This is a genomic window from Pseudomonas sp. BP8, from assembly GCF_017875955.1.
Lineage (GTDB): Bacteria > Pseudomonadota > Gammaproteobacteria > Pseudomonadales > Pseudomonadaceae > Aquipseudomonas.
The window spans coordinates 4,472,183-4,498,242 of the sequence record NZ_JAGINK010000001.1 but is presented as its reverse complement, the minus strand read 5'-3'; the positions used below and the strand labels follow the sequence as shown (position 1 = coordinate 4,498,242).

The 26,060-nt window shown below is 62.8% G+C and carries 21 protein-coding genes; 8 read left to right on the top strand and 13 right to left on the bottom strand.

The annotated features are described in order from the left end of the window. The first annotated feature begins 130 nt into the window (after window positions 1-130). Both J3B00_RS19745 and J3B00_RS19740 read left to right on the top strand, forming a co-directional pair. Window positions 131-1,621 (top strand): NCS1 family nucleobase:cation symporter-1, encoded by a 1,491-nt coding sequence (locus J3B00_RS19745; protein WP_209870628.1) that lies wholly within the window; start codon window positions 131-133, stop codon window positions 1,619-1,621. Window positions 1,622-1,724: 103 nt separating this feature from the next. Next, the gene (locus J3B00_RS19740; RefSeq protein WP_209870625.1) at window positions 1,725-3,008 is read left to right on the top strand and encodes a Zn-dependent hydrolase; all 1,284 of its coding nucleotides are present in this window, start codon (window positions 1,725-1,727) and stop codon (window positions 3,006-3,008) included. Window positions 3,009-3,362: 354 nt separating this feature from the next. Here the strand turns inward: J3B00_RS19740 and J3B00_RS19735 are convergent, their stop codons facing one another. After that, on the bottom strand, window positions 3,363-3,668 hold the full coding sequence (locus tag J3B00_RS19735; protein WP_209870621.1) for an NIPSNAP family protein: 306 nt from the start codon (window positions 3,666-3,668) through the stop codon (window positions 3,363-3,365). A 316-nt stretch (window positions 3,669-3,984) separates the two neighbouring features. On the opposite strand from J3B00_RS19735, the gene J3B00_RS19730 reads away from it, so the two are divergent. Continuing rightward, window positions 3,985-4,626 (top strand): LysE family translocator, encoded by a 642-nt coding sequence (locus J3B00_RS19730; protein ID WP_209870617.1) that lies wholly within the window; start codon window positions 3,985-3,987, stop codon window positions 4,624-4,626. 34 nt (window positions 4,627-4,660) lie between these two features. On the opposite strand, the gene nhaB is transcribed toward J3B00_RS19730, so the two are convergent. Continuing rightward, window positions 4,661-6,163, bottom strand: a complete 1,503-nt coding sequence (gene nhaB, locus J3B00_RS19725) for a sodium/proton antiporter NhaB (protein WP_209870613.1) — start codon at window positions 6,161-6,163, stop codon at window positions 4,661-4,663. Window positions 6,164-6,313: 150 nt separating this feature from the next. On the opposite strand from nhaB, the gene J3B00_RS19720 reads away from it, so the two are divergent. Continuing rightward, complete coding sequence (locus tag J3B00_RS19720; protein ID WP_209870610.1) at window positions 6,314-7,126, top strand: crotonase/enoyl-CoA hydratase family protein; 813 nt, start codon at window positions 6,314-6,316, stop codon at window positions 7,124-7,126. A 33-nt stretch (window positions 7,127-7,159) separates the two neighbouring features. Further along, window positions 7,160-7,990 carry an NAD(+) diphosphatase gene (gene nudC, locus J3B00_RS19715; RefSeq protein WP_209870607.1) on the top strand — a complete coding sequence of 277 codons (831 nt, stop codon included), beginning with the start codon at window positions 7,160-7,162 and terminating at the stop codon, window positions 7,988-7,990. On the opposite strand, the gene J3B00_RS19710 is transcribed toward nudC, so the two are convergent. The 9 genes from J3B00_RS19710 to J3B00_RS19670 all read right to left on the bottom strand — a co-directional run bounded on the left by J3B00_RS19710 (window position 7,958) and on the right by J3B00_RS19670 (window position 19,127). After that, window positions 7,958-8,737 carry a TSUP family transporter gene (locus J3B00_RS19710; protein WP_209870603.1) on the bottom strand — a complete coding sequence of 260 codons (780 nt, stop codon included), beginning with the start codon at window positions 8,735-8,737 and terminating at the stop codon, window positions 7,958-7,960. The genes nudC and J3B00_RS19710 overlap by 33 nt on opposite strands. 250 nt (window positions 8,738-8,987) lie before the next feature. Next, the gene (locus J3B00_RS19705) at window positions 8,988-10,952 is read right to left on the bottom strand and encodes a DNA topoisomerase III (protein WP_209870598.1); all 1,965 of its coding nucleotides are present in this window, start codon (window positions 10,950-10,952) and stop codon (window positions 8,988-8,990) included. Window positions 10,953-11,261: 309 nt separating this feature from the next. Further along, entirely contained in the window at window positions 11,262-11,696 is a 435-nt protein-coding gene (locus J3B00_RS19700; protein WP_209870595.1) for a GNAT family N-acetyltransferase, read from the bottom strand. Further along, window positions 11,689-12,855 (bottom strand): cupin domain-containing protein, encoded by a 1,167-nt coding sequence (locus tag J3B00_RS19695; RefSeq protein WP_209870591.1) that lies wholly within the window; start codon window positions 12,853-12,855, stop codon window positions 11,689-11,691. The genes J3B00_RS19700 and J3B00_RS19695 overlap by 8 nt, the downstream gene beginning before the upstream one ends. Before the next feature lie 81 nt (window positions 12,856-12,936). Further along, on the bottom strand, window positions 12,937-14,307 hold the full coding sequence (gene purB, locus J3B00_RS19690) for an adenylosuccinate lyase (RefSeq protein WP_209870587.1): 1,371 nt from the start codon (window positions 14,305-14,307) through the stop codon (window positions 12,937-12,939). Between the two features lie 109 nt (window positions 14,308-14,416). Then, complete coding sequence (gene hflD, locus J3B00_RS19685; RefSeq protein ID WP_209870584.1) at window positions 14,417-15,037, bottom strand: high frequency lysogenization protein HflD; 621 nt, start codon at window positions 15,035-15,037, stop codon at window positions 14,417-14,419. Next, window positions 15,034-16,158: a tRNA 2-thiouridine(34) synthase MnmA gene (gene mnmA, locus J3B00_RS19680; protein ID WP_209870580.1), complete on the bottom strand. Its 1,125-nt coding sequence runs from the start codon at window positions 16,156-16,158 to the stop codon at window positions 15,034-15,036. The genes hflD and mnmA overlap by 4 nt, the downstream gene beginning before the upstream one ends. Window positions 16,159-16,214: 56 nt before the next feature. Beyond that, window positions 16,215-16,655, bottom strand: coding sequence for an NUDIX hydrolase (locus tag J3B00_RS19675; RefSeq protein WP_209870577.1), 441 nt, complete (start codon window positions 16,653-16,655; stop codon window positions 16,215-16,217). Window positions 16,656-16,901: 246 nt separating this feature from the next. After that, entirely contained in the window at window positions 16,902-19,127 is a 2,226-nt protein-coding gene (locus tag J3B00_RS19670) for an NADP-dependent isocitrate dehydrogenase (RefSeq protein WP_209870574.1), read from the bottom strand. Window positions 19,128-19,603: 476 nt separating this feature from the next. Between J3B00_RS19670 and icd the strand changes: the two genes are divergently transcribed. Further along, a complete protein-coding gene (icd, locus tag J3B00_RS19665; protein ID WP_209870570.1) occupies window positions 19,604-20,860 on the top strand; it encodes an NADP-dependent isocitrate dehydrogenase in 1,257 nt (418 codons plus the stop codon). A gap of 71 nt (window positions 20,861-20,931) precedes the next feature. On the opposite strand, the gene cspD is transcribed toward icd, so the two are convergent. Then, window positions 20,932-21,192 carry a cold shock domain-containing protein CspD gene (gene cspD, locus J3B00_RS19660; protein ID WP_209870566.1) on the bottom strand — a complete coding sequence of 87 codons (261 nt, stop codon included), beginning with the start codon at window positions 21,190-21,192 and terminating at the stop codon, window positions 20,932-20,934. 230 nt (window positions 21,193-21,422) lie between these two features. Between cspD and clpS the strand changes: the two genes are divergently transcribed. Further along, complete coding sequence (clpS, locus tag J3B00_RS19655) at window positions 21,423-21,785, top strand: ATP-dependent Clp protease adapter ClpS (protein ID WP_144188006.1); 363 nt, start codon at window positions 21,423-21,425, stop codon at window positions 21,783-21,785. A gap of 30 nt (window positions 21,786-21,815) precedes the next feature. Continuing rightward, entirely contained in the window at window positions 21,816-24,086 is a 2,271-nt protein-coding gene (clpA, locus tag J3B00_RS19650; RefSeq protein ID WP_209870562.1) for an ATP-dependent Clp protease ATP-binding subunit ClpA, read from the top strand. Window positions 24,087-25,755: 1,669 nt separating this feature from the next. Here clpA and infA read toward each other — a convergent pair. Beyond that, entirely contained in the window at window positions 25,756-25,974 is a 219-nt protein-coding gene (gene infA / locus J3B00_RS19645) for a translation initiation factor IF-1 (RefSeq protein ID WP_002553999.1), read from the bottom strand. Between the last annotated feature and the right edge of the window lie 86 nt (window positions 25,975-26,060).

Below are 26,060 nucleotides of genomic sequence, written 5' to 3'. Positions count from 1 at the left end.
CAACCCGGCACGCTTATTGAGTGGGCCCGCTGCCAGGCCGGGCCGGAGGAGCAGTACTGCTGGTGTGTGTACTCCGGCCATCGCGTTAGCCCGATGAGCGAACAACTAGAAAAAATCTGGAGAAGGCCCCATGCAACAGAGCAGATCCGAAGTGATCGAAAAGGATGGGTTGTGCGAGCTCAATGCTGGCAGTGACGTGCTCGACAGCCCCCGCTACAACCACGACATGGCCCCGACCAAGGTCCACCAACGCACCTGGAACAAGTGGCACATCACCGCCTTGTGGGTGGGCATGTCCATCTGCGTGCCTACCTACACCCTGGGCGGGGTGCTCACCGCGTACTTTGGCCTGAGCGTGGGCGAGGCGTTGCTGGCGATCCTGCTGGCCAACCTCATCGTGCTGATCCCGCTGACCCTCAACGCCTTCCCCGGCACCAAGTACGGCATTCCCTTCCCGGTGTTGCTGCGCTCATCGTTCGGCATCCTCGGCTCCAACGTGCCGTGCCTGATCCGGGCGGTGGTCGCCTGTGGCTGGTTCGGCATCCAGACGATGTTCGGCGGCCTGGCCATTCACCTGTTCCTGGGGTCGATGTTCGATGGCTGGAAAGCCCTGGAAGGGACCGGTGAGGTGATCGGCTTCATGATCTTCTGGGCGCTCAACCTGTGGGTAGTGCTGCGCGGTGCCGAGTCGATCAAGTGGCTGGAAACGCTGTCGGCGCCCCTGCTGGTGGCGGTCGGTTTCGGCCTGCTGTTCTGGGCCTTGCCGCACATGTCGATGAGCGAACTGCTGGCGCAACCGCCGAAACGCCCGGAGGGCGCCAGCGTGGTCAGTTACTTCTGTGCAGGGCTGACCGCCATGGTCGGTTTCTGGGCCACCTTGTCGTTGAACATTCCCGACTTCAGCCGCTACGCCAAGAGCCAGAAGGACCAGATCCTTGGGCAGATCTTCGGCCTGCCGCTGACCATGTTCCTGTTCGCTGCGCTGGGGGTGGTGATGACCGCTGCCTCGGCGTCGCTGGTCGGTGAAACGGTGTCTGACCCGGTCAGCCTCATCGGCCGTATCCAGAGCCCGGGCTGGGTCGCCTTGGCCATGGCCTTGATCATCATCGCCACGCTGTCGACCAACACTGCGGCAAACATCGTCTCGCCCACCAACGACTTCCAGAACATCGCCCCGCGCCTGATCGGGCGAACCAAGGCGGTGCTGCTTACCGGCGTGATCGGGCTGTTGTTGATGGGGCATGAGCTGCTGAAAAAGCTTGGCTGGATTGTTTCCGATATCAGTCTGGAGAGCGTGTATTCCAACTGGCTGCTGGGCTATTCGAGCCTGCTCGGGCCGATTGCCGGGATCATGGTGGTGGACTACTTCCTGATCCGTCGCCAGCGTCTGGATCTGGCCGGCTTGTACCGCGACGACGTCTACCCGGCCTGGAACTGGGCGGGCTTTGCTGCCTTCGCCTTGCCGGTGGCGCTGACCGTGATGTCCATCGGCAACAGCAGCTTCAGCTGGTTCTACGACTACGGCTGGTTCACCGGCTCGTTGCTTGGCGGGGGCTTGTATTACCTGCTCGGCGGCCTTGCAGGACGCAATCCGGCACGCCTGGCCAAGCCGTTGCCCTGATAGCGAGTTGGACGCTGACCCTGCAGGAGCGGGCTCGCCCCGCGAAGAGGCCGGTCCAGCCAGCGCATAACCTGATCAAAAAGAGACCCTGAGGAGACGACCGATGAAGCCTGCCAAGGATGTCCTGCAATCCACCGAGCGCCACGTCGACAGTGCGCGCCTGTGGGATTCACTGATGGAGCTCGCGCGCCTCGGCGCCACGCAAAAGGGCGGCGTCTGCCGCCTGGCGCTGACCGACCTCGACCGCCAGGCGCGCGACCTGTTCGTGCAGTGGTGCGAGGCTGCCGGCTGTAGTGTCAGCATCGATGCAGTCGGCAACATTTTTGCCCGCCGTCCCGGCCGTAATCCGGCGCTGCCGCCGGTGATGACCGGCAGCCATATCGACACCCAGCCCACCGGCGGCAAGTTCGATGGCTGCTACGGCGTGATGGCCGGGCTCGAGGTGATCCGTACCCTCAATGACCTCGGCGTTGAAACCGAAGCGCCGCTGGAAGTGGTGGTATGGACCAACGAAGAGGGCTCGCGCTTTGCCCCCTGCATGATGGGCTCGGGGGTGTTCGCGGGTAAATTCACCCTGGAAGAAACCCTGGCCAAGCCCGACGCGCAAGGGGTGACGGTCGGCGAAGCGTTGAACGCCATCGGCTATGCCGGCCCGCGCGCGGTACTGGGCCATCCGGTGGGTGCCTACTTCGAGGCGCATATCGAGCAGGGGCCGATTCTTGAGGACGAAGCGAAGACCATCGGCGTGGTCCTCGGGGCACTGGGCCAGAAGTGGTTCGACCTGACCCTGCGCGGTGTCGAAGCGCATGCCGGGCCGACCCCGATGCACCTGCGCAAAGATGCCCTGGTCGGCGCTGCTGCCGTGGTCGAAGCGGTCAACCGCACCGCGCTCGCTCATCAGCCGCATGCCTGTGGCACGGTCGGTTGCCTGCAGGCTTATCCTGGTTCGCGCAACGTCATCCCCGGCGAGGTGCGCATGACCTTGGATTTCCGTCATCTGCAGGCCGATCAGCTCGACGCGATGATTGCCGAAGTGCGCGGAGTGATCGAGGGCACCTGCGCCAAGCATGGCTTGAGTTTCGACCTGACGCCGACGGCGGACTTTCCGGCGCTGTATTTTGACCGCGGTTGCGTCGATGCGGTGCGTGACTCGGCGCAGACGCTGGGCCTGGCGCACATGGATATCGTCAGTGGGGCAGGGCACGATGCGATCTTCCTGGCCGAGCTGGGGCCGGCGGGGATGATCTTTGTGCCGTGCGAGAACGGCATCAGCCACAACGAGATCGAGAACGCCACGCCGGAGGATCTGGCTGCAGGCTGCGCGGTGCTGTTGCGGGCGATGTTGGCGGCTTCGGCGGCGATTGCCAGCGGGCGTCTGGCGGCCTAGCGCTATCGCGAAGGGAGTGGGGCCGCTGCGCGGCCCATTCCGACCGGCCCGGCGCCCCGGCAAGGCCGCCCCCAAACGCGCGGCCTCTGTGACAGCAACTGTCCTGCACAACACTCAAACGTTAGCGCGATCCCACACAGACCGCGCCAGCTTGAGGAAGGGAATACGTTGTTCCCACAGGGTCTTTTTCGCCAAACTCGATGCCACCACCCAGCGGGCGGTACAGGGTCTGATCGGTGACAGCGTCCTCGAAAAAGTTGACCAGGACCTTTCCGGGGTGGCTAAAAACACACAAGGCGAGTGGGCGGATATGGGCTTGCGATACGGCTGACTGCTCCCTATCAGTGGAGTGCATTATTCGAGCACAGGGCGCATGAAGCTGCGCTCGTAGCTCAAAATGAGGCGCTGCTCGGTGGCCAGCGCAAACGCTGCGACGCACTCCGGATCGGTTTCCGAATCCTTGCGGTACTGCTCGTAGGCCGCCAGGCTGGGGAAGCTGAACTGGCAGTAGGCGATGTTGTTGGCGCCTTCCGAGGGCAGGAAGTAACCGTGGTGGGTGCCGCCCATGCGGTTGACCAGGCGGATCCACAGGCGCGCGTAGGCTTCGAAGGCCGGGATCTGGTACGGGTCGATGACGTATTTGAGGTGACAGGTGATCATCTGCTGAGTCCTTGCTGCGATCTGGGGGCGCCTACATTACGGGCATTGAGGATCAACGTCGACGGGGGATACAGGTTGGTCATTGCGGGCCTCTTCGCGGGGCAAGCCCGCTCCTACAGGATTGGGGTCGTTCGCAGTGTGTGTTTCAACCCAATCCTGTAGGAGCGGGCTTGCCCCGCGAAGAGGCCCGCAATGACTCAATCCTGCCCACGCTGCGCCAACAACCCTCTGTATGGTGCGATTCAGAGCGATCTGTAGCTTATGCCTAATGCAACGCTGCTCTAGCATTGGCGCATTCTCACTTGAGTTTTACGCCATGGATATGCACGCACTGCTCGCCTACACCCTGGTCGCCGCGATTGCCATCGCCAGCCCCGGGCCTGCCTCCTTGATGGCGATCAACAACAGTATTCAATACGGCCCGCGCGCCACCATCTGGTCATCGCTGGGCAACGTCAGCGGGCTGTTCTGCCTGTCGGCCGCGGCCATGCTCGGCCTCGGAGCCTTGCTCGCCAGTTCCGAGTTGCTGTTCAACGCGGTGAAGATCATGGGCGCGTGCTACCTGTTTTACCTCGGTGGCAAACAACTGTTGAAAAAAAGCCCGATGCTCGCCGAACAGGGCGGAGTGGATGGCAAAGGCGGCCGGCCCACGCGCAGGAAACTCTACCAATCGGCGTTTCTGACGGCGGCGACCAACCCCAAGGCGACCATGTTCTTCACAGCGCTGTTCCCCCAGTTCATTGACCAGGGCGCCGCGCTGCTGCCGCAGTTCCTGCTGCTGACCTCGATCTTCATGGCATTGTCGCTGCTGTCACTGGCGCTTTACGCGACGTTGGCAGCGCGGGCCAAGGGTTTGCTCACTCGGCCGGCATTTTCCCGCTGGGTCGGGCGCGTGGTGGGGGTGACCTTCATCGGCTTTGGCACGGCGGTCCTGGCCATGCGTCGGCAGACCGCTTGACGACAGTCTGCCCGCGTGACTGATGCGCCCAGCCTTACAGCCAGTAGGTCACCGCCCACCAGCCCAGCCCACCCATCACCACCGTATACGGCAACGCCATCCACACCATGCGCCCGTACGACAGGCGAACCAGCGGGGCAATCGCCGAGGTCAGCAGAAACAGAAACGCCGCCTGCCCATTCGGGGTGGCCACGCTCGGCAGGTTGGTGCCGGTATTGATCGCCACCGCCAGCGTCTCGAAATGCTCGCGGCTCATGCTGCCATTGAGAAAGGCCTGCTTGACCTCGGTAATGTATATGGTGGCGACGAACACGTTGTCACTGATCGCCGACAGCAGGCCGTTGGCCAGGTACAACATGCCCGGCTGCTGCTCGGCCGGCAGCGCCAGCACGGCCGCGATCAGCGGGCTGAACAACTGCTGTTGATGGATCACCGCAACCACCGCGAAAAACACCACCAGCAGCGCGGTGAACGGCATGGCGTCCTGGAACGCGCGGCCCAGGCGGTGCTCGTCGGTGATGCCGGTAAACGCTGTGATCAGCACGATGACCATCAGCCCGATCAGGCCAACTTCGGCAATGTGCAGCCCCAGGCAGACGATCAGGATCAACGCTGCCAGGCCTTGCACCCACAGCGCCAGGCGTTGCGCCGGGGTGCGTGCGGCATCGTCCTCGGCGGCATGCGCGGCCAATACCTGGCGCACGCGTTCGGGCATCAAGCTGCCGTAACCGAACAGGCGCAGCTTTTCCAGCAGGACACAGGTCACCAGGCCCGCCGCCAATACCGGCAGCGACACCGGTGCCACCTTGAAGAAGAAGTCACTGAAGTGCCAACCCAGCTCATGGCCGATCAGCAGGTTCTGCGGCTCGCCCACCAGGGTGCACACGCCGCCCAACGCCGTGCCGACCGCACCGTGCATCAACAGGCTGCGCAGAAACGAGCGAAACTGCTCGAGGTCTTCGCGGTGCAGCTGGGCCACGTGCCGATCGCTGCCCAGTTCGGAGTCTTCCCGCGGGTTGGCCCCCGAGGCGACGCGGTGATACACCGCGTAGAAACCCACCGCTGCACTGATGATCACCGCGGTCACGGTCAAGGCATCGAGAAACGCCGAGAGAAACGCCGACAGCACGCAGAACAACAAGGCCAGGACAGCCTTGCTGCGCACGCCGAGCAGGATCCGCGAGAACAGGAACAGCAGCAGTTCCTTCATGAAGTGAATACCGGCCACCATGAACATCAGCAACAGGATCACCGGGAAGTTGTGCAGCAGCTCCTCGTACAGCGCCTGCGGTGTGGTCAGCTTCAGCAACAGCGCCTCGATCAGCAGCAGGCCGCCGGGCATCAGCGGGTAGCATTTGAGCGCCATGCCCAGGGTGAAGATGAACTCGATGACCAGTAGCCAGCCTGCGGCGACCGGGCCAACAGTGATCAAAACCAGCGGATTGAGCAGCAGGAACAGGCAGATGACGGCCTTGTACCAGAGCGGAGATTGCCCCAGAAATGAGTGGGCGAGGGTGCCGACGGGGGAGCGGGACATGGATTCGTATCCTTATAATTCTGCAGTCGCGCAAAGTGCCGCAAGCCGGCGCACGGTGCAAGGTCTGAGTCCCGCTTTTGGCACAAGTGCGGCCTCGGGGCTGCGCTATAGTCCGGCGCTGTGAACCTTTTTCCCCGAGGAGTGCCGCCCGTGACCGAGTACACCGCCTTCATGGTCGAAGTGACCGATAAAATCGCCCACGTCCAGATCAATCGCCCGGAAAAAATCAATGCAATGAACGCGGCCTTCTGGGAAGAGATTACCCAGATATTCCAGTGGATCGATGACAACGACAGCGTCCGCGCAGTGGTCATCAGCGGCGCCGGCAAGCACTTCTCGTCGGGCATCGACCTGATGATGCTGGCCTCGCTGGCCAATCAGCTGGGCAAGGATGTCGGCCGCAATGCGCGCTTGCTGCGCCGCACCATCCTCGGCATGCAGGCCTCGTTCAACGCCGTCGACAATTGCCGCAAGCCGGTCCTGGCGGCGATCCAGGGTTACTGCCTGGGCGGTGCCATCGACCTGGTCTCGGCGTGCGACCTGCGCTATTGCAGCAGCGATGCGCAGTTTTCGATCAAGGAAATCGACATGGGCATGGCCGCTGATGTCGGTACCTTGCAGCGCTTGCCGCGGATCATCGGCGATGGCGTGATGCGCGAAATGGCCTACACCGGGCGGCATGTCGAGGCCGAAGAGGCGCGCCAGATCGGCCTGGTCAATCGCGTTTATCCAGACTACGCGGCGCTGCTTGACGGAGTCTTTGCCATTGCCCGGGAAATTGCGGGAAAATCCCCCATTGCCGTGGCCGGCACCAAGCAGATGCTCAGCTATATGCGCGACCATCGCATCGACGATGGCCTGGAGTACATCGCTACCTGGAACGCCGCCATGTTGCAGTCCGAAGACCTGCGGGTCGCCGTTGCGGCCCACATGAGCAAACAGAAACCGACGTTCGCCGACTGACCAGGCCGGCGACGCGCTTCAAGGAAGCCGAACATGTCAGCACGCTGGACTAGCGCAGTACTCGACCCCAATAGCAGCGGAGGCTGGGCAGTCGCCCGCGGCCCAGAGGGTTTTCTGGTGGACGACAACGGTGCGTTGTTCCCCCGCGAGTGGCTCAAGCGGCAGGACCTGGACGTGCTCTGCGAGCATGGTATCGGTCACTTCGATGGTGAGCCGGTATTCCTCCTCGAACTGCGCAGTAGCGCCGAGCTGGCCGGTTGCGGCTGGCGCGGTCTGCGCCAGTTCATGCTCGAAGGCGATTTCGACACCTACAAGTTGCTGGGTTATGCCGCGCAGATCGGCACCTGGGCGCGCGAGCACCGTTTCTGCGGCAGTTGTGGCCAGGCCATGACCCAGATCCACTGGGAGCGGGCGATGCACTGCCAGCGCTGCGACCTGCGCAGCTACCCGCGGATCTCGCCGAGCATGATCGTGCTGGTCACTCGCGGTGACGAGATTCTCCTGGCGCGTTCACCGCGCTTCGTCACCGGGGTCTACAGCACTCTGGCCGGCTTTGCCGAGCCGGGCGAGTCGGCCGAGGACTGCCTGGTACGTGAAGTGCGCGAAGAAGTCGCGGTCGAGGTGAAGAACATCCAGTACGTCGGAAGCCAGTGCTGGCCGTTCCCGCATTCGATGATGCTCGGTTTTCATGCCGAGTACGCCGGCGGCGAGATCGTCATGCAAGCCGACGAGATCGAGGATGCGCAGTGGTTCAACGTGCACGCGCTGCCACCGCTGCCGGCCGGGCGTTCGATTGCCCGGCACCTGATCGACCTGTATGTGGCGCGTCGGTTAGGCCTGGCCGAACCAGTGCTGCCACGCTAGGCGCACGGTCAGCGCCAGTACCACGGTGATGAACACCGGGCGGATGAACTTGCTGCCGCCACTGATTGCCGTGCGTGCACCGAAAAATGCCCCGACCATCACCGAAAGGCCCATGGCCAGGCCGACGATGTAGTCGACCTGCCCGGAGAGAATGAACACCGTCAGCGCCGCGGCGTTGCTGACGAAGTTCATGCTGCGCGCCACGCCGCTGGCGCGGACCAGGTCGATCGGGTAGAGCAGCAGCGTGCTGACTGTCCAGAACGCGCCGGTGCCTGGCCCGGCGACGCCATCGTAGAAGCCCAGGGTGAAGCCCTGTGGTGCCTGCCAGGTCTTCTTGATTGGCGCATCGGCATCCAGTGGCGCCTTGGGTGTGCCGCCAAACAGCAGGTAGATGCCGCAGGCGAAGACGATCACCGGGAGCATCTTGTTCAGCCATTCGGCCGGCAGGTAGTGGGCGATCACGGCGCCGATCAATGAGCCGATCAGGGTTGCCAGCAGTGCCGGGCGCCATTGCGCGGGGTGGAACAGCTTGCGTCGGTAGTAGGCAAAGCTGGCGGTGGCCGAGCCGAAGGTCGAGCTGAGCTTGTTGGTGCCCAGCACCAGGTGCGGCGGCATGCCGGCAGTCAGCAACGCCGGGGTGGTCAGCAGGCCGCCGCCACCGGCAATGGCGTCGATGAAGCCGGCGACGAAGGCGACTGCGGCGAGGATCAGCAGGGTCAGGGGTTCTACGGACAATTCGAAAGGCATGGGGTATGGGCTTAAGCGGCAGCGCGCGGCAACAGGCCGCGCTAAAGCTTGCCATGGTAATCGTCGGGGAGAGGGGTTGCCAGTAGTGCGGCGGCTTGGGTCTGTGATCGGCGCGGATTGAGCTGGGGTCTGCTGTCATCTGTGTTGCCTGATCTGGCCTCTTCGCGGGGCAAGCCCGCTCCTACAGGTTTGGCGGTGACCATGTAGGAGCGGGCTTGCCCCGCGAAGAGGCCGGCACTGGCGAAACACCTCAGGGGGTGGACTTGCGCCGAGGCGCGCGGGGTTTGCCCTTTGCCGCCTTGGCCGGTGCTCCTGCCTTGGCCTTGCCAGCACTGCGGCGCTTTTTCTTCCAGGGTGCGGCGTTGCCCGCCAGCGGCGGCCCGCTGATGGTCATGCGCATGCCGCGGCAGCGTTCTACCAGCTTGCCCATCCAGGCCGACTGGCGGGCGACGAACTCTTCCAGGCTCATCTCGCCACTCTGCACCATGTCCAGCGCCTGTTCCCAGATCGCCGTGGTGCCGGGGTCGGCAATCGCTCGCGGTACCGCGTCGATCAGGCTGAAGGCGGCCGGGGTCGCGGCCAGAGCCTTGCCATTCTTGACCAGATAACCGCGGTCAAGCAGGCCCTGGATGATGCTGGCGCGGGTCGCTTCGGTGCCGATGCCGGTGGTTTCCTTGAGCTTCTGTTTGAGCTTGGGGTCATCCACCAGTTTGGCGACGTTTTTCATCGCCTTGATCAAGTCGCCTTCGGTAAAGGGTTTCGGCGGCTGGGTCCACAGGTCCTTGAGTTGCAGGCCATGCACGGTGCAGTCCTGGCCTTCGCGCAAGGCCGGCAAGACCTGCGCCGGAGCGGCTTCGCGGCCCTTGGCCGGGGTCAGTGCCTCGGGCAGGGCGCGACGCCAGCCGGGCTCGACGATCTGCTTGCCGACGGCGCGCAGGGCGTGCCCGGCGCAGTCGAACTCGGCCTGGGTCCGGTCGTATTCATGATTGGGCAGGAACTGCGCCAGGTAGCGAGCGCGGATCAGGGTATACACCGCCTTGTACTTGGGCGGCAGGCGCGCCGGATCGCTGGCGGCGGCGGTGGGTATGATGCCGTGGTGGGCACTGACCTTGGCGTCATTCCAGGCCCGTGAGCGGCGCTGCGGCTCGAGATAGGCCTGCAGCGGCGCCAGGCTGGCGTCGGCGCGTTGCAATGCGGCGAGGATCGCCTGCGCTTCGCCGTGCTGGCTCTGCGGCAGGTAGCCGCAGTCGCTGCGCGGGTAGGTGATCAGTTTGTGGGTTTCGTACAGGGCCTGGGCGATGTCGAGGGTTTCCTGGGCGCCCAGGCCGAACTTCTTCGAACAGACTTCCTGCAGGGTGCCGAGATCGAACGGCAGCGGCGCGGCTTCGCGCACGCGTTCGGTGGCGATCTTGCGCACCCGTGCCTGCCCGGCGCCAGCGATGGCGCTGGCCGCTTGCTGAGCCAGGCCTTGGTTGAGGCAGCGGCCCTGATCATCACAGGCGTCTTCCGGCGCACGCCACTGGGCACTGAATACGCTGCCGGCGTGTTCCAGTTGGACCTCGATGGCCCAGAACGGCACCGGCACGAAGTCGGCGATGCTGCGATCGCGGTCGACCACCAGGCGCAGCGTCGGTGTCTGTACCCGCCCGACCGGCAGCACGCCCTGGTAGCCGGACTGGCGACCGAGCAGGGTAAACAGCCGGCTCATGTTCATGCCGATCAGCCAGTCGGCGCGTGAGCGGCCTAGCGCCGAGTGGTACAGGCTGAAGGTTTCACTGCCCGGCAGCAGGCGCGCCAACGCCTTGCGGATCGAGGCATCGTCGAGTGCCGACAGCCACAGGCGCTGGATCGGCCCGCGGTAGCGGCAGTGCTCGACCAGTTCGCGGGCGATCATTTCCCCTTCGCGGTCGGCGTCGGTGGCGATGATCAGTTCGCGAGCCTCGCCCAGCAGGCGCTTGACTGCCTTGAACTGGCTGGCGGTCTTGGGCTTGACCAGCATCTTCCATTTTTCCGGGATGATCGGCAGGTCGTCCAGCGCCCAGCGCTTGTAGCGCTCGTCGTAGCTATCGGGCGGGGCGGTTTCGAGCAGGTGGCCGATGCACCAGGTCACGCAGACCTCAGTGCCTTGCCAGCAGCCATCGCCCCTGCGCGAGGCGCCGAGCACTTTGGCGATGTCTTTGGCCTGGGAGGGCTTTTCGCAGAGAAAGAGGCGCATGGCCGGGAACGCTTCATGGGCAGACGATGGGCGTTAGGATGCGCAAAGACGGAGGGTGACGCAAGGTTTATCTGTATGGATGTACAGGTCGGGTCGGTGGTTGGGGTGTCAATGAGGGCCCTGGGGGCGAAACACTAGCTCATTGAGTTAGCGAAATACCTGTAGGAGCGGGCTTGTCCCGCGAAACCGGCGAAGCCGGTGCCATACGCCACGGTGGCTGGAGCGGCCTCTTCGCGGGGCAAGCCCGCTCCTACAGGGTTTCGCTAAATCAATGAGTTAGCGTTAGCTCAGTGGGAGCGGCCCGGTGACTCAGGCGATGTCGCAGGACTCGCGGACCATGTCCACGTGCGGGATACCGGCCTCGAGAAACTCCTCGCTGACCACCCGGAAGCCCAGCCGCTCATAGAACGGCGTGGCGTGCACCTGGGCACTGAGGGTCTGCTGCTTGAGGTCGCGGTTCTGCGCCTCGACGATCACCGCATGCATCAGTGCGTCGCCAACTTTCAGCCCGCGCCAGTCTTTGAGGACCGAGACCCGGCCAATGGTGCCATCGGGCAGCAGGCGGGCGGTGCCGATCGGATAGTCGCCCTCCAGCGCCAGGAAGTGCGCAGCGCTCGAGTCGTCCGAGTCCCACTCAAGCTCTGGCGGCACGTGTTGCTCGGCGATGAACACCGCTTCACGGATGCGGCGGATATCGGCGTTGTCTTTGTGCCAGTCGGCGAGGCGAACGCTGATTTTATTCATTGGCGAATCCCAGGCTCCCTTGTTGGACCAGCTGACAGATCAGCGTGCGGCCCTCTTCGTCCTTGAGCCACTCTACAAGGTTTTCGATGTGCAGTGCATCGGCCGCGCAGATCAGCTTCAGCAGGTCGCGCAGGTGCCCCGAGAGCAGGCGGCTCTGGCCGCTGGCGAACAGCAGCAGGTTGTCATCGACTTCCGACCAGGCCAGGCGCGCGCTCGGGTTGCGGATGAGGATCGCGCCTTGCTCGAGGCTGTCGATCAGCTCTTCTTCGCTGAGCTCTTCGCCGGCGACCTGCTCGGGGTAGCGCGGCTCGGTCATGAACTGGCCGAACCAGGTCAGCAGCAGGCGCTCGTCACCCATGTGCTCGGCCAGCAGGGCCTTGAGGCGGTCGAGGGCGTCGTGCTGGATCTGGTGCGGGTCGCTGACCGGCTGGGCGTCGGCGTCGCTGTAGCGCTCTTCGTCAGGCAGGAACTGGCTGAGGAAGTCGGTGAAGTGAGTCAGCACTTCAGCGGCGCTCGGCGCGCGGAAACCGACCGAGTAGGTCAGGCAGTTGTCTTCGGCAACGCCGAAGTGGGCCAGGCGCGGCGGCAGGTAGAGCATGTCGCCGGGCTCCAGGCGCCACTCGTCGGTCTGCTCGAAGTCGGCGAGGATGCGCAGGTCGGCATGCTCGAGCAGCTTGCTGTCGCTGTTGCACTCCTGGCCGACTTTCCAGTTGCGGGTGCCGTGGCCTTGCAGCAGGAATACGTCGTAGTTGTCGAAGTGCGGGCCGACACTGCCGCCTGGGGCTGCGTAGCTGATCATCACATCATCGATGCGCCAGCTGGGCAGGAAGCGGAAGTTTTCCAGCAGTTCGGCGACTTCTGGGACGAACTGGTCGACTGCCTGGACCAGCAGGGTCCAGTCACGCTCCGGCAGGGTGGCGAAGTCGTCTTCGGTGAACGGCCCGCGGCGCAGTTCCCATGGGCGTTCGCCGTGTTCGAGGACCAGACGCGACTCGACTTCTTCTTCGAGGGCCAGGCCGGCCAGTTCGTCCGGGTCGATCGGGCTTTCGAAGTCGGTGAAGGCCTGGCGCACCAGCAGGGGCTTCTTCTGCCAGTAGTCGCGCAGGAATTCACGGGCAGTCAAACCGCCAAGCAGCTGCAGTGGAGTATCAGAATTCATGTTCAACCTATTGAAAAAACGTAGTTTTCGTCCGGGAATAAAAACGCCCGGCCAGGCCGGGCGTTGCACGCGGGCTCAGGCTTAGATGCGTTTGGCCTGGGCAGCGGCGTTACCGATGTAGGTAGCTGGGGTCAGCAGCTTGAGCTCGGCCTTGGCTTCGGCAGGCATGTCGAGGCCATCGATGAAGGTCAGCAGCGCTTCTGGCGTGATGCCCTTGCCACGGGTCAGCTCTTTGAGCTTCTCGTAGGGGTTCTCGATGTTGAAGCGGCGCATCACGGTCTGGATCGGCTCGGCGAGGACTTCCCAGCAGGCGTCCAGGTCGGCGGCGATGCGTGCGGTGTTGACTTCCAGCTTGCCGATACCCTTGAGGCTGGCTTCGTAGGCGATGACGCTGTGAGCAAAGCCCACGCCCAGGTTGCGCAGTACGGTGGAGTCGGTCAGGTCGCGCTGCCAGCGGGAGATCGGCAGCTTGCTGGCCAGGTGCTGGAACAGCGCGTTGGCGATACCCAGGTTGCCTTCGGAGTTTTCGAAGTCGATCGGGTTGACCTTGTGCGGCATGGTCGAGGAGCCGATTTCGCCAGCGACGGTCTTCTGCTTGAAGTAGCCCAGCGAGATGTAGCCCCAGACATCACGGTCGAAGTCGATCAGGATGGTGTTGAAGCGCGCGATCGCATCGAACAGCTCGGCGATGTAGTCGTGCGGTTCGATCTGGGTGGTGTAAGGGTTGAACTGCAGGCCCAGCTCGTCTTCGATGAAGGCGCGGGCGTTTTCTTCCCAGTCGATCTGCGAGTAGGCCGACAGGTGGGCATTGTAGTTGCCCACGGCACCGTTGATCTTGCCCAGCAGCGGCACTGCAGCAACCTGAGCGATCTGACGCTCCAGGCGGTAGACGACGTTGGCCATCTCTTTGCCCAGGGTCGTCGGCGAGGCCGGCTGACCGTGGGTGCGCGAGAGCATCGGCACGTCGGCGTGCTGGTGGGCGAGGGCGCGGATCGACTCGGCGATCTGGCGCATCAGCGGCAGCAGCACGTCGTCACGGCCAGCGCGCAGCATCAGGGCGTGGGACAGGTTGTTGATGTCCTCGCTGGTGCAGGCGAAGTGGATGAACTCGTTGACGTTGGCCAGCTCTGGCAGTTGGGCAGCCTGCTCCTTGAGCAGGTACTCGATCGCCTTGACGTCGTGGTTGGTGGTGCGCTCGATTTCCTTGACGCGCTCGGCGTGCTCCAGCTTGAAGTCGCTGGCCAGGGTGTCGAGGATGGCGTTGGCTTCGGCAGAAAACGCCGGCACTTCACCGATCTGTGGGTGAGCGGCCAGGCGCTGGAGCCAGCGCACTTCGACCAGGGCGCGGAAACGGATCAGGCCGTATTCGCTGAAAATGGGGCGCAAGGCCTGGGTTTTGCCGGCGTAGCGGCCGTCTACAGGGGAAACCGCAGTGAGCGAGGAGAGCTGCATGGGGTGTTCTCGGACAGTCAGGCTTTTGGAAGGGCGCATATCATACATGAAAAACGCGCCCGGGTCGGGTGGCTGACCAAAGGTCGGGCCGATTTAAAGCGTTCGGCGATCAGGTGCGCGTCATCCCGTACAGCTCATTGAGCAGCTTGCGCCGGCTGAACACCAGCTGCCAGCGATGCCCGCCGAGCTGGCGCCACAGGCGCGCGGCACGGATGCCGGCAAGCAGCAGGGCGCGGATCTTCGAGGCATTGCTGGCTTGCTGCAGGAAGCGCATGTCGCCATGCACCTGGATGCGCTGGCGCAGGGTGCTCAGGGTGTCCTGGTACAAGGCGCCACTGGATGCGATGACGTTTTCATGAACCAGGCCAAAATGATCGGCCTGGGACTGGATCTGTGGCAAACGGTTGCCGATGGTCTCGAGCAGGTCGCCGCGTTTGTTCAGTTGACGCTCAAGGCCGAGCATCGACAGGGCATAGCGCAGCGGCTCGCGCTGCAGGCTGCTGGGGTCGCGCTCGAGCGCGCCGATCAGCGCGCGGTAGCCGTCACGCAGGTTGAGGTCGTCGCCGCCGAACACCTCCAGGGTGTCCTTGGGGTCGAGCACCAGCAGGCTGCCGAGCATGCAGCCGAGGTCGGCTTCGGAGGCCTGCCCGGTACGGGCAATGCGGTCGACCAGGACCGCAGCCTGGAACACCCCACCAAGGGCAATCAATTGCTCCTGGAGGTTGCTCATGGGCGCGGGCTCCAGGGCTCGGTGGTCTCGATCACGCCGCCACCCAGGCACACCTCGCCGTCATAGAACACCACCGACTGGCCCGGGGTCACCGCGCGCTGCGGTTCGTCGAACACGGCGCGATAGCCGCTGGCCGTGCGCTCCAGGGTGCAGCCCTGGTCGCCCTGGCGGTAACGGACCTTGGCGGTCAGGCGGCGCGGCTCGCTGAGGTCGATCGGGTTGACCCAGTAGATCTCCGAGGCCAGCAGCGCACGGGAGAACAGCCATGGGTGTTCGTTGCCCTGGCCGACCACCAGCACATTGCGCGAGAGGTCTTTGACCAGCACGTACCAAGGATCGTCGCCGGCGTCCTTCAGGCCGCCAATGCCCAGACCTTGGCGCTGGCCGATGGTGTGGTACATCAGGCCGTGGTGCTGGCCGATGACTTCACCTTCAGTGGTTTCGATGTTGCCGGGCTGGGCGGGCAGGTACTGCTTGAGGAAGTCGCTGAAACGCCGCTCGCCAATGAAGCAGATGCCGGTGGAGTCCTTTTTCTTCGCCGTGGCCAGGCCATGCTTCTCGGCAATGGCACGCACTTCGGGCTTTTCCAGTTCGCCGACGGGGAACAGCGTGCGGGCGATTTCCTTGCCACCGACGGCGTGCAGGAAGTAGCTCTGGTCCTTGTTCGGGTCCAGGCCCTTGAGCAGCTCGGTCAGCTCGCCGCTGTCGCGACGGCGCACGTAGTGACCGGTGGCGATCAGGTCGGCGCCCAGCGACAGTGCGTAGTCGAGAAACGCCTTGAACTTGATTTCGCGGTTGCAGAGGATGTCCGGGTTTGGCGTGCGGCCGGCCTTGTATTCCTCGAGGAAGTGCTCGAACACGTGGTCCCAGTACTCGGCGGCGAAGTTGGCGGTGTGCAGCGTGATGCCGATGCGGTCGCACACAGCCTGGGCGTCGGCCAGGTCTTCGCGGGCGGTGCAGTATTCGGTGCCGTCGTCTTCTTCCCAGTTCTTCATGAACAGACCTTCGACCTGGTAGCCCTGCTCGATGAGCAGAAGGGCGGAGACGGAAGAGTCGACGCCGCCGGACATGCCGACGATGACGCGGGTCTTGGCGGGGTCTTTGAGTGCTGGGCTGGTCATGGCTACCGATGTGTATCAGGGAAAAAGGTCGATTCTATCAGGCCCGCTCGCGCGCGTCAGTCGCGCAGCAGGTCGAGGCTGTGCAGCGGGCCGGCGAGGTAGTCGTCGAGGCAGCGTGGTACCAGCTCGCTGCGCCAGCGTGCAGGCTCGGCCAGGAGCTGCTCGCGGGTCATCCAGACGGCGCGAACGATGTCGCTGTCCAGGCTGAGGTCGGCGTGGTGGCGCAGTGGGCGGGCGGCAAAGCAGATGCGCTGGTAGGTCACGCCGTTGCTGGGGGCGGTGTACAGGTAGATGCCGACCAAGCCGGTCAGCTCGACTTCCCAGGCGGTTTCTTCGAGTGTCTCGCGCAGTGCGGCCTGGGCCAGGGTTTCGTTGGGCTCGAGGTGGCCGGCGGGTTGGTTGAAGACGTGCTGGCCGGCTTTGAACTCTTCGACGAAGAGGAAGCGGCCGTTGTCTTCGACGATGGTGGCTACGGTGATGTGGGGTTGCCAGGTCATACGAGGGTGTCCTTTGAATCGTGGGGCCGCTGCGCGGCCCTTTCGCGACACAAGGCCGCTCCCACAGTGATCGCGCCAGCCTTCAGGTTCTGTGCAAGACAGTTGCTCTCACAGGGGCAGCGCTGAATTCGTGCGGTCTTGGTGGAGCGCCGGGCCGGTCGGAAAGGGCTGCGCAGCAGACCCCTTTGCCAGAAAGCACAAACCCCGGTGCGTGGCCGGGGTTTGTGGGATTACTTCAAGCGGACCTTACAGTGCGGCAATGGCGCTGTTGAGGGTCTGGCTTGGGCGCATCACCTTGGCGGTCAGCTCGGCATCCGGGGCGTAGTAGCCACCGATGTCGGCCGGCTTGCCCTGAACGGCGTTGAGCTCGGCGACGATGGTCGCTTCGTTCTCCGCCAGGGCCTTGGCCAGCGGTGCGAAGCGCGCTTGCAGCGCAGCGTCGTCCGACTGGGCTGCCAGGGCTTCTGCCCAGTACAGGGTCAGGTAGAAGTGGCTACCGCGGTTGTCGATACCGCCGACTTTGCGCGATGGCGACTTGTTGTTGTCGAGGAACTTGCCAGTGGCCTGGTCCAGGGTATTGGCCAGGACCTTGGCGCGTGGGTTGGCGTAGGTCTCGCCCAGGTGCTCCAGAGAAGCGGCCAGGGCCAGGAACTCACCCAGCGAATCCCAACGCAGGAAGTTTTCTTCAACCAGCTGCTGCACGTGCTTGGGTGCCGAACCGCCAGCGCCGGTTTCGAACAGGCCACCGCCGTTCATCAGCGGGACGATCGACAGCATCTTGGCGCTGGTGCCCAGTTCCATGATCGGGAACAGGTCGGTCAGGTAGTCGCGCAGGACGTTGCCGGTCACCGAAATGGTGTCCTTGCCTTCGCGGATGCGGGCCAGGGAGAACTTGATCGCCTCGACCGGTGGCAGGACGCGAATGTCCAGGCCAGTGGTGTCGTGGTCTTTCAGGTACTTCTGGACTTTCTCGATCATCACGCCGTCGTGGGCGCGGGCCGGGTCGAGCCAGAACACTGCCGGGGTGTTGCTCAGGCGGGCACGGTTGACGGCCAGCTTGACCCAGTCCTGGATCGGCGCGTCCTTGGTCTGGCACATGCGGAAGATGTCGCCCGCTTCGACGTTCTGCTCCAGGACAACCTTGCCCTTGCCGTCGACGACGCGCACGACGCCATCAGCCTTGACCTGGAAGGTCTTGTCGTGGGAGCCGTACTCTTCGGCTTTCTGCGCCATCAGGCCAACGTTCGGTACGCTGCCCATGGTGGTCGGGTCCAGCGCGCCGTTGACTTTGCAGTCTTCGATGGTGGCCTGGTAGATACCGGCGTAGCAACGGTCCGGAATGATCGCCTTGGCGTCTTGCAGCTCGCCGGCGGTGTTCCACATCTTGCCCGAGTCACGGATCATGGCCGGCATCGAGGCGTCGACGATGACGTCGCTCGGTACGTGCAGGTTGGTGATGCCTTTGTCGGAGTTGACCATGGCCAGGGCCGGACGCACGGCGTACAGGGCCTGGATGTCGGCTTCGATCTGGGCCTGCTGCTCGGCTGGCAGGTCCTTGATGCGGGCGTACAGGTCGCCGATACCGTTGTTGGCGTTGAAGCCGACGTCAGCCAGGGCGCTGGCGTGCTTGCTCAGCACTTCGCCGTAGAATGCTTCGACGATGACGCCGAACATGATCGGGTCGGAGACCTTCATCATGGTCGCCTTCAGGTGCACCGACAGCAGTACGCCGGAGGCCTTGGCATCAGCGATCTGCTCGGTGATGAAGGCTTTCAGGGCCTTGCGGCTCATGGTTGCGCAGTCGATGACTTCGGCGGCCTTGACCGCAGTTTTTTCTTTCAGAACGGTGGTGGTGCCGTTCTTGTCGACCAGCTCGATGCGCAGGCTGTCGTCAGCCTCGATCAGTGCGGCCTTTTCGCTGCCGTAGAAGTCGCCTTGGCTCATGTGAGCGACGTGCGACTTGGAGTCGGCGGCCCAGGCACCCATCTTGTGCGGGTGCTTGCGAGCGTAGTTCTTGACCGACAGCGGGGCGCGGCGGTCGGAGTTGCCTTCGCGCAGTACCGGGTTCACAGCGCTGCCCATGACGCGGTTGTAGCGCGCGCGGGAGTCTTTTTCGTCAGCGGTGGTCGGCTCGTCGGCGAAGTCAGGGATGTTGTAGCCCTTGCCTTGCAGCTCTTTGATCGCAGCCTTGAGCTGCGGCACCGAGGCCGAGATGTTCGGCAGCTTGATGATGTTGGCTTCAGGGGTGGTGGCCAGTTGGCCCAGCTCCGCCAGATGATCGGCTACCTGCTTGTCGGCGCCAAGTTGCTCCGGGAATGCCGAGAGGATACGGCCGGCCAGGGAGATGTCGCGCGTTTCGACGGCGATGTCAGCGCAAGCGGTGAACGCTTCGACGATCGGCAGCAGCGAATAGGTGGCGAGGGCGGGGGCTTCGTCGGTGAAGGTATAGATGATCTTGGAACGGGTGGGCATGCGGGTTAACTCTCTGTGTGCTGAGCGTACTCGAGTCTCGTGGTGCGCGGGTAGGCGCCTCGCTCGGGCGATGCCGTGAGCGGATAGTCGAGAGGCTGCGAGCGGTGATGGTGGATGCATCAGTCGAGCGTCAAGTGCTGAACTGCGGTAACAGCCCAGGCTTTTTGGCCATTCTTGGCCGAGGGCGAGCCGCGATTTTCCAGGGTTCGCCCCGATGACCCTGCGGTCAGGGCCGGAGTATATCAAACCCTTTGGGCTAATCAGCAAGGCCAAGTGGTATCAGGGCGTTTATAAGACCAAAGACTAAGCGGCAATGTGGCGAGATGCCGCAGGCTGGGCGGGGCGTTTTTCAGGCATTTACGCTGCCGCTGGCGATGCACAATCCTTGGCGCCAGTAACCTTGCAGGTCGGCGGATGTGGTTTAGGCTCAGTGGATCGCACGATGTCCAATCACCCGACAGCGGAGTAGTGCAAGCATGGCTTACCAGAAAATCAAGGTTCCGGCCGACGGCGCCAAGATCACCGTCAATGCCGACCATTCGCTCAACGTTCCCGACAATCCCATCATTCCTTATATCGAAGGCGATGGTATCGGCGTCGATGTTTCGCCGGTGATGATCAAGGTGGTCGATGCCGCGGTACACAAGGCCTACGGCGGCAAGCGCAAGATCGCCTGGATGGAAGTCTATGCCGGCGAGAAGGCCACTCAGGTCTATGACCAGGACACCTGGCTGCCGCAAGAAACCCTCGATGCGGTTAAAGAGTATGTGGTATCGATCAAAGGCCCGCTGACCACCCCGGTCGGTGGTGGCATTCGTTCGCTCAACGTGGCGTTGCGCCAGCAGCTCGACCTGTACGTCTGCCTGCGTCCTGTGGTGTGGTTCGAAGGCGTGCCGAGCCCGGTGAAAAAGCCTGGCGATGTCGACATGGTGATCTTCCGCGAGAACTCCGAGGACATCTATGCCGGCATCGAATGGAAAGCCGGCTCGCCTGAAGCAAACAAGGTGATCAAGTTTCTCAAGGAGGAAATGGGGGTTACCAAGATCCGCTTCGACCAGGATTGCGGCATCGGCGTCAAGCCCGTTTCCAGGCAGGGCACTCAGCGCCTGGTACGCAAGGCGCTGCAGTACGTGGTCGACAACGACCGCGAGTCGCTGACCCTGGTGCACAAGGGCAATATCATGAAGTTCACTGAAGGGGCCTTCAAGGATTGGGGTTACGAGGTGGCCAGGGACGAATTCGGCGCCGAGCTGCTCGATGGTGGCCCGTGGATGCGCTTCAAGAACCCCAGGACCGGCCGCGAAGTGGTGGTCAAGGACGCCATCGCCGATGCCATGCTCCAGCAGATTCTGCTGCGCCCGGCTGAGTATGACGTGATCGCCACCCTCAACCTGAACGGCGATTACCTCTCCGATGCGCTCGCGGCGGAAGTCGGGGGGATCGGCATTGCGCCGGGCGCCAACCTGTCCGACACCGTGGCCATGTTCGAGGCGACCCACGGCACCGCGCCCAAGTATGCCGGGCAGGACAAGGTCAACCCGGGTTCGGTGATTCTGTCTGCGGAGATGATGCTGCGGCACATGGGCTGGGTCGAGGCTGCGGACCTGATCATCAAGGGCACCAATGGCGCAATCGCAGCGAAGACGGTGACCTATGACTTCGAGCGCCTGATGGACGGCGCCACGCTGGTCGGTAGCTCAGGCTTTGGTGATGAGATGATCAAGCATATGTAAGGCAAACAAAACCGGTCGCCCTGGTAAAGAGGCGACCGGTTTTCTCGTATACCGGCAGACAGCAAGGTAAATCAGGCTTCGGCTGGGCTTCCCTCGGGTGCGGCAGTGACAGGCGCGGCTGCGCTGGCACCGGCGGCGCGGATGGCGACTGCGTGCAGCCCTTTGGGGCCTTGGATGATCTCGAAATCCACGGGTTGTCCGGCCTTGAGGGTCTTGTAACCGTCCATCTGAATCGCCGAATAATGGGCGAACAGGTCTTCGGTTTTGTCGTCTTCGTTGATGAATCCGTAGCCCTTGGCATTGTTGAACCACTTGACTTTACCGCTTGCCATCCCTATGTCCCTCTGCAAAGGACTCCATCACTGGAGTATCATCCACGTCATCCGCATACGAACCTTGCGAAAAAATCTGGTTGACTGCGCGGATCTTTATCGACCACGGTGGGTTCTTATTGGTTGTAACACCGTTTTGCCGATAGTCAAGGTCAGGCGGCGCCCGCGTCGACGGCGGCCTGAGCGGTCAACCCATTACCCTAACCTGTCGATGTGATGAAATTCTTTCCATGCATGCACACAGTCAGATTCGACTAATATTCAATCAGGATCGTCCTCAGTCCAACGAGGACGATGGCTCCGGTCTGGCGGTTCAGGAAGCCAAGCCGATCCTGCAGGCGCCACCGATGTACAAGGTGGTTTTATTCAATGATGACTACACGCCGATGGATTTCGTCGTCGAAGTGCTCGAGACGTTCTTCAGTCTGAACCGCGAGCTGGCGACCAAGATCATGCTGACCGTCCATACCGAGGGACGGGCAGTGTGCGGATTGTTTACCCGCGACATCGCCGAAACAAAGGCCATGCAGGTCAACCAATACGCCAGGGAAAGCCAGCATCCGCTACTCTGTGAAATCGAGAAGGACGGTTAATCGCCGACCACTTGGGTATGAGGTGAAGCTATGTTAAACCGCGAGCTCGAAGTCACCCTCAATCTGGCCTTCAAGGAGGCCCGTTCGAAACGTCATGAGTTCATGACCGTCGAACATCTGCTGTTGGCACTCCTTGACAATGAGGCGGCCGCAACCGTTCTACGCGCCTGTGGCGCAAACCTCGACAAACTCAAGCATGACCTGCAGGAGTTCATCGATTCCACCACGCCGCTGATCCCGGTGCACGACGAGGACCGTGAAACTCAGCCAACCCTGGGCTTCCAGCGCGTGCTGCAACGCGCCGTGTTCCATGTGCAAAGCTCGGGCAAGCGCGAAGTCACTGGCGCCAACGTCCTGGTCGCGATTTTCAGCGAACAGGAAAGCCAGGCCGTGTTCCTGCTCAAGCAGCAGAGCGTGGCGCGCATCGATGTGGTCAACTACATCGCCCACGGCATCTCCAAGGTGCCGGGACATGGGCCGAATACCGATAGCGAACAGGACATGCAGGACGAGGAGGGTGGCGAGACGTCGTCCTCCAGCAATCCCCTGGATGCCTACGCCAGCAACCTCAACGAGCTGGCCCGTCAGGGCCGTATCGATCCGCTGGTAGGGCGTGAGCAGGAAGTTGAGCGCGTTGCGCAGATCCTTGCCCGTCGGCGCAAGAACAACCCGTTGCTGGTCGGTGAGGCCGGTGTCGGCAAGACCGCCATCGCCGAGGGTCTGGCCAAGCGCATTGTTGACGGCCAAGTGCCCGACCTGCTCGCCCAGAGCGTGGTCTACTCGCTCGATCTGGGTGCGTTGCTGGCCGGTACCAAGTACCGCGGCGACTTCGAGAAGCGCTTCAAGGCGCTGCTCGGCGAGCTGCGCAAGCGCCCGCAGGCCATCCTGTTCATCGACGAGATCCACACCATCATCGGTGCCGGTGCGGCGTCGGGTGGGGTAATGGATGCTTCCAACCTGCTCAAGCCGCTGCTGTCGTCGGGTGATATCCGCTGCATCGGTTCGACCACGTTCCAGGAGTTTCGTGGCATCTTCGAGAAGGATCGGGCTCTGGCGCGACGCTTCCAGAAGGTCGATGTCTCCGAGCCGTCGGTGGAAGACACCGTGGGCATCCTGCGTGGCCTGAAGGGGCGTTTCGAGTCCCATCACCACATCGAGTACAGCGACGAAGCCTTGCGCGCCGCTGCCGAGCTGGCTGCCCGCTACATCAATGACCGGCACATGCCGGACAAAGCCATTGACGTGATCGACGAGGCGGGTGCCTACCAGCGCCTGCAGCCGGAAGAAAATCGCGTCAAGCGCATCGAAGTGGCGCAGGTCGAAGACATTGTCGCGAAGATCGCGCGTATTCCGCCTAAGCATGTCTCCAGTTCCGACAAAGAGCTGCTGCGCAACCTTGAGCGCGACCTGAAGCTGACTGTGTTTGGTCAGGATCCGGCGATCGACTCGCTGTCTACGGCGATCAAGTTGTCGCGTGCCGGCCTCAAGGCGCCAGACAAGCCTGTGGGTTCGTTCCTGTTCGCCGGCCCTACCGGTGTCGGCAAGACCGAGGCTGCGCGTCAGCTGGCCAAGGCGCTGGGCGTTGAATTGGTGCGCTTCGACATGTCTGAGTACATGGAGCGGCATACCGTTTCGCGGCTGATTGGTGCACCGCCGGGCTACGTTGGTTTCGATCAGGGCGGTTTACTGACCGAAGCGATTACCAAGCAACCGCACTGCGTATTGCTGCTTGACGAGATCGAGAAGGCGCACCCGGAAGTCTTCAACCTGCTGTTGCAGGTGATGGACCACGGCACCCTGACCGATAACAACGGGCGCAAGGCGGACTTCCGCAACGTGATCCTGATCATGACCACCAACGCCGGCGCCGAAACCGCTGCGCGGGCTTCGATCGGCTTTACTCACCAGGACCATGCGTCCGACGCGATGGAAGTGATTCGCAAGAGCTTCACGCCGGAGTTCCGCAACCGCCTGGATACCATTATCCAGTTCGGTCGCCTGAGCCACGAGACGATCAAGAGCATCGTCGACAAGTTCCTTATCGAGCTGCAGGCTCAGTTGGAAGACAAGCGTGTGCTGCTTGAGGTCAGTGACGAGGCGCGGGGCTGGTTGGCGGCCAGTGGCTATGATGTGCAGATGGGTGCACGGCCGATGGCGCGGCTTATCCAGGACAAGATCAAGCGGCCTTTGGCTGAAGAGATCCTGTTTGGTGAGCTGGCTGAGCATGGTGGTGTGGTGCACATTGAGCTGCGGGATGATGAGTTGGTGTTCGACTTTGAAACCACGGCTGAGGTGGCTTGATCGCTAGATCCGGGGCCGCTTGGCGGTCCCGGAACGGATTGGTGGGGTGGGGGTGGGTCTTGTGTGGTGGGGCTTATCCATTTGATGTGGTGTAGCTGCTGGCCCCTTCCGCCCTTACGGCGGGTCACTTGTTTTCTTGGAAAAAAGTAACCAAAAACCGCTTGCTCCTGCATCCGGCCCCTACGCTTCGCTTCGGGGTTCCCTCGCTCCGGTCTTGCTCCGGGAGGACCGCGCTGTACGGCCCATCCTGGGCCTCAGCGCTTTCCGGCCATCCATGGCCTCCACCTCCCTGCGCAAGACCTCCACTCGGCCTCCTGAAGTCGCTGGTAGATCAAGAGCCAGATCAAGAGCAAGATCAACAGCCAGGGCAACGGCAGGCGAATCGCTGCGCTCTCGCTTTGTTTATTTACCAGCGGATTTGTGGGGTGGCGGGGCAGGGCTGCGCCCTGCGATTTGCATTGGCAGTACCGGCCTCTTCGCGGGGCAAGCCCGCTCCTACAGGTATTGCGCAAATTTTGAATTCGGCGCAAATCCTGTAGGAGCGGGCTTGTCCCGCGAAGAGGCCCGAATATCCACCACCCATGCCACTATCGAAGACAACGCCAGCCCAGACACCACCCGTAACTTTGCGACTTCAGGAGGCCGGAGTGCAGGTCGCTGGTAGATCAATAGCAAGATCAAGATCAACAGCTAGGGCAGCGGCAGGCGAATCGCTGAGCGCTCGCTTTGTTTGTTTGCGAGAGGATTTGTGGTGTGGCTGGCAGGGCTGCGCCCTGCGATTTGCATTGGCAGTACCGGCCTCTTCGCGGGGCAAGCCCGCTCCTACAGGATTTACGCAAATTTTGAATTCGGCGCCATACCTGTAGGAGCGGGCTTGCCCCGCGAAGAGGCCCGAATATCCACCACCCATGGCACTATCGAAGACAACGCCAGCCCAGACACCACCCGTAACGTCGCGACTTCAGTAGGCCGAGTGCAGGTCGCTGGTAGATCAATAGCAAGATCAAGATCAACAGCCAGGGCAACGGCGGGCGAATCGCTGCGCTCTCGCTTTGTTTGTTTACGAGAGGATTTGTGGTGTGGCTGGCAGGGCTGCGCCCTGCGATTTGCATTGGCAGTACCGGCCTCTTCGCGGGGCAAGCCCGCTCCTACAGGATTTACGCAAATTTTGAATTCGGCGCCATACCTGTAGGAGCGGCGGTGCGGCGATCCGACTTGTCCCGCGAAGAGGCCAGAATGTCCACCCCAACTGCCACTATCAAAAACAACGCCAGCCCAGGCTCCGCCCGTAACTTCGCGACTTCAGGAGGCCGAGTGGAGGTCTTGCGTAGGGAGGTGGAGGCCAGGGATGGCCGGAAAGCGCTGAGGCCCAGGATGGGCCGTACAGCGCGGTCCTCCCGGAGCAAGACCGGAGCGAGGGGACCCGGAGCGCAGCGAAGGGCCGTATGATGGAGCAAGCGGTTTTTGGTTACTTTTTTCCAAGAAAAAAAGTGACCCGCCGTAAGGGCGGAAGGGGCCAGTGGTGCCACCACATCAAATGGATAAGCCCACGATGCCTAAGCCCGCCAGCCAGCCAGCCAAGCCAAGCCAACAGATCATATCCCTCAACACTCCGCGCAAAACCACAAAAAAGCCCGGCACATTGGCCGGGCTTTTTCATGGCTGGAGCTTAACGGGCGCGGTAGGTGATGCGGCCCTTGCTCAGGTCATAAGGCGTCAGCTCGACGCGGACCTTGTCGCCAGTGAGAATACGGATGTAGTTCTTGCGCATTTTCCCGGAGATATGCGCGGTTACGACGTGCCCATTTTCCAACTCCACGCGGAACATGGTGTTGGGCAGGGTGTCGACGACAGTGCCTTCCATTTCGAAGCTGTCTTCTTTCGACATGCAGTAAAGCCCTCGGTATCCAGTGTAGGCCCGACGCGCAACTGCACCGGGCAAAAAAGTGGCGTGGATTATGCCCGAAAAGAGTA

What these genes read in the sequence shown, in the direction of transcription:
- J3B00_RS19745 (WP_209870628.1), top strand. Translation starts at nt 131, where the DNA reads ATGCAACAGAGCAGATCCGAAGTGATCGAAAAGGATGGGTTGTGCGAG.
- J3B00_RS19740 (WP_209870625.1), top strand. Translation starts at nt 1,725, where the DNA reads ATGAAGCCTGCCAAGGATGTCCTGCAATCCACCGAGCGCCACGTCGAC.
- J3B00_RS19735 (WP_209870621.1), bottom strand. Translation starts at nt 3,668, where the DNA reads ATGATCACCTGTCACCTCAAATACGTCATCGACCCGTACCAGATCCCG.
- J3B00_RS19730 (WP_209870617.1), top strand. Translation starts at nt 3,985, where the DNA reads ATGGATATGCACGCACTGCTCGCCTACACCCTGGTCGCCGCGATTGCC.
- nhaB (WP_209870613.1), bottom strand. Translation starts at nt 6,163, where the DNA reads ATGTCCCGCTCCCCCGTCGGCACCCTCGCCCACTCATTTCTGGGGCAA.
- nudC (WP_209870607.1), top strand. Translation starts at nt 7,160, where the DNA reads ATGTCAGCACGCTGGACTAGCGCAGTACTCGACCCCAATAGCAGCGGA.
- J3B00_RS19710 (WP_209870603.1), bottom strand. Translation starts at nt 8,737, where the DNA reads ATGCCTTTCGAATTGTCCGTAGAACCCCTGACCCTGCTGATCCTCGCC.
- J3B00_RS19705 (WP_209870598.1), bottom strand. Translation starts at nt 10,952, where the DNA reads ATGCGCCTCTTTCTCTGCGAAAAGCCCTCCCAGGCCAAAGACATCGCC.
- J3B00_RS19700 (WP_209870595.1), bottom strand. Translation starts at nt 11,696, where the DNA reads ATGAATAAAATCAGCGTTCGCCTCGCCGACTGGCACAAAGACAACGCC.
- J3B00_RS19695 (WP_209870591.1), bottom strand. Translation starts at nt 12,855, where the DNA reads ATGAATTCTGATACTCCACTGCAGCTGCTTGGCGGTTTGACTGCCCGT.
- purB (WP_209870587.1), bottom strand. Translation starts at nt 14,307, where the DNA reads ATGCAGCTCTCCTCGCTCACTGCGGTTTCCCCTGTAGACGGCCGCTAC.
- hflD (WP_209870584.1), bottom strand. Translation starts at nt 15,037, where the DNA reads ATGAGCAACCTCCAGGAGCAATTGATTGCCCTTGGTGGGGTGTTCCAG.
- mnmA (WP_209870580.1), bottom strand. Translation starts at nt 16,158, where the DNA reads ATGACCAGCCCAGCACTCAAAGACCCCGCCAAGACCCGCGTCATCGTC.
- J3B00_RS19675 (WP_209870577.1), bottom strand. Translation starts at nt 16,655, where the DNA reads ATGACCTGGCAACCCCACATCACCGTAGCCACCATCGTCGAAGACAAC.
- J3B00_RS19670 (WP_209870574.1), bottom strand. Translation starts at nt 19,127, where the DNA reads ATGCCCACCCGTTCCAAGATCATCTATACCTTCACCGACGAAGCCCCC.
- icd (WP_209870570.1), top strand. Translation starts at nt 19,604, where the DNA reads ATGGCTTACCAGAAAATCAAGGTTCCGGCCGACGGCGCCAAGATCACC.
- cspD (WP_209870566.1), bottom strand. Translation starts at nt 21,192, where the DNA reads ATGGCAAGCGGTAAAGTCAAGTGGTTCAACAATGCCAAGGGCTACGGA.
- clpS (WP_144188006.1), top strand. Translation starts at nt 21,423, where the DNA reads ATGCATGCACACAGTCAGATTCGACTAATATTCAATCAGGATCGTCCT.
- clpA (WP_209870562.1), top strand. Translation starts at nt 21,816, where the DNA reads ATGTTAAACCGCGAGCTCGAAGTCACCCTCAATCTGGCCTTCAAGGAG.
- infA (WP_002553999.1), bottom strand. Translation starts at nt 25,974, where the DNA reads ATGTCGAAAGAAGACAGCTTCGAAATGGAAGGCACTGTCGTCGACACC.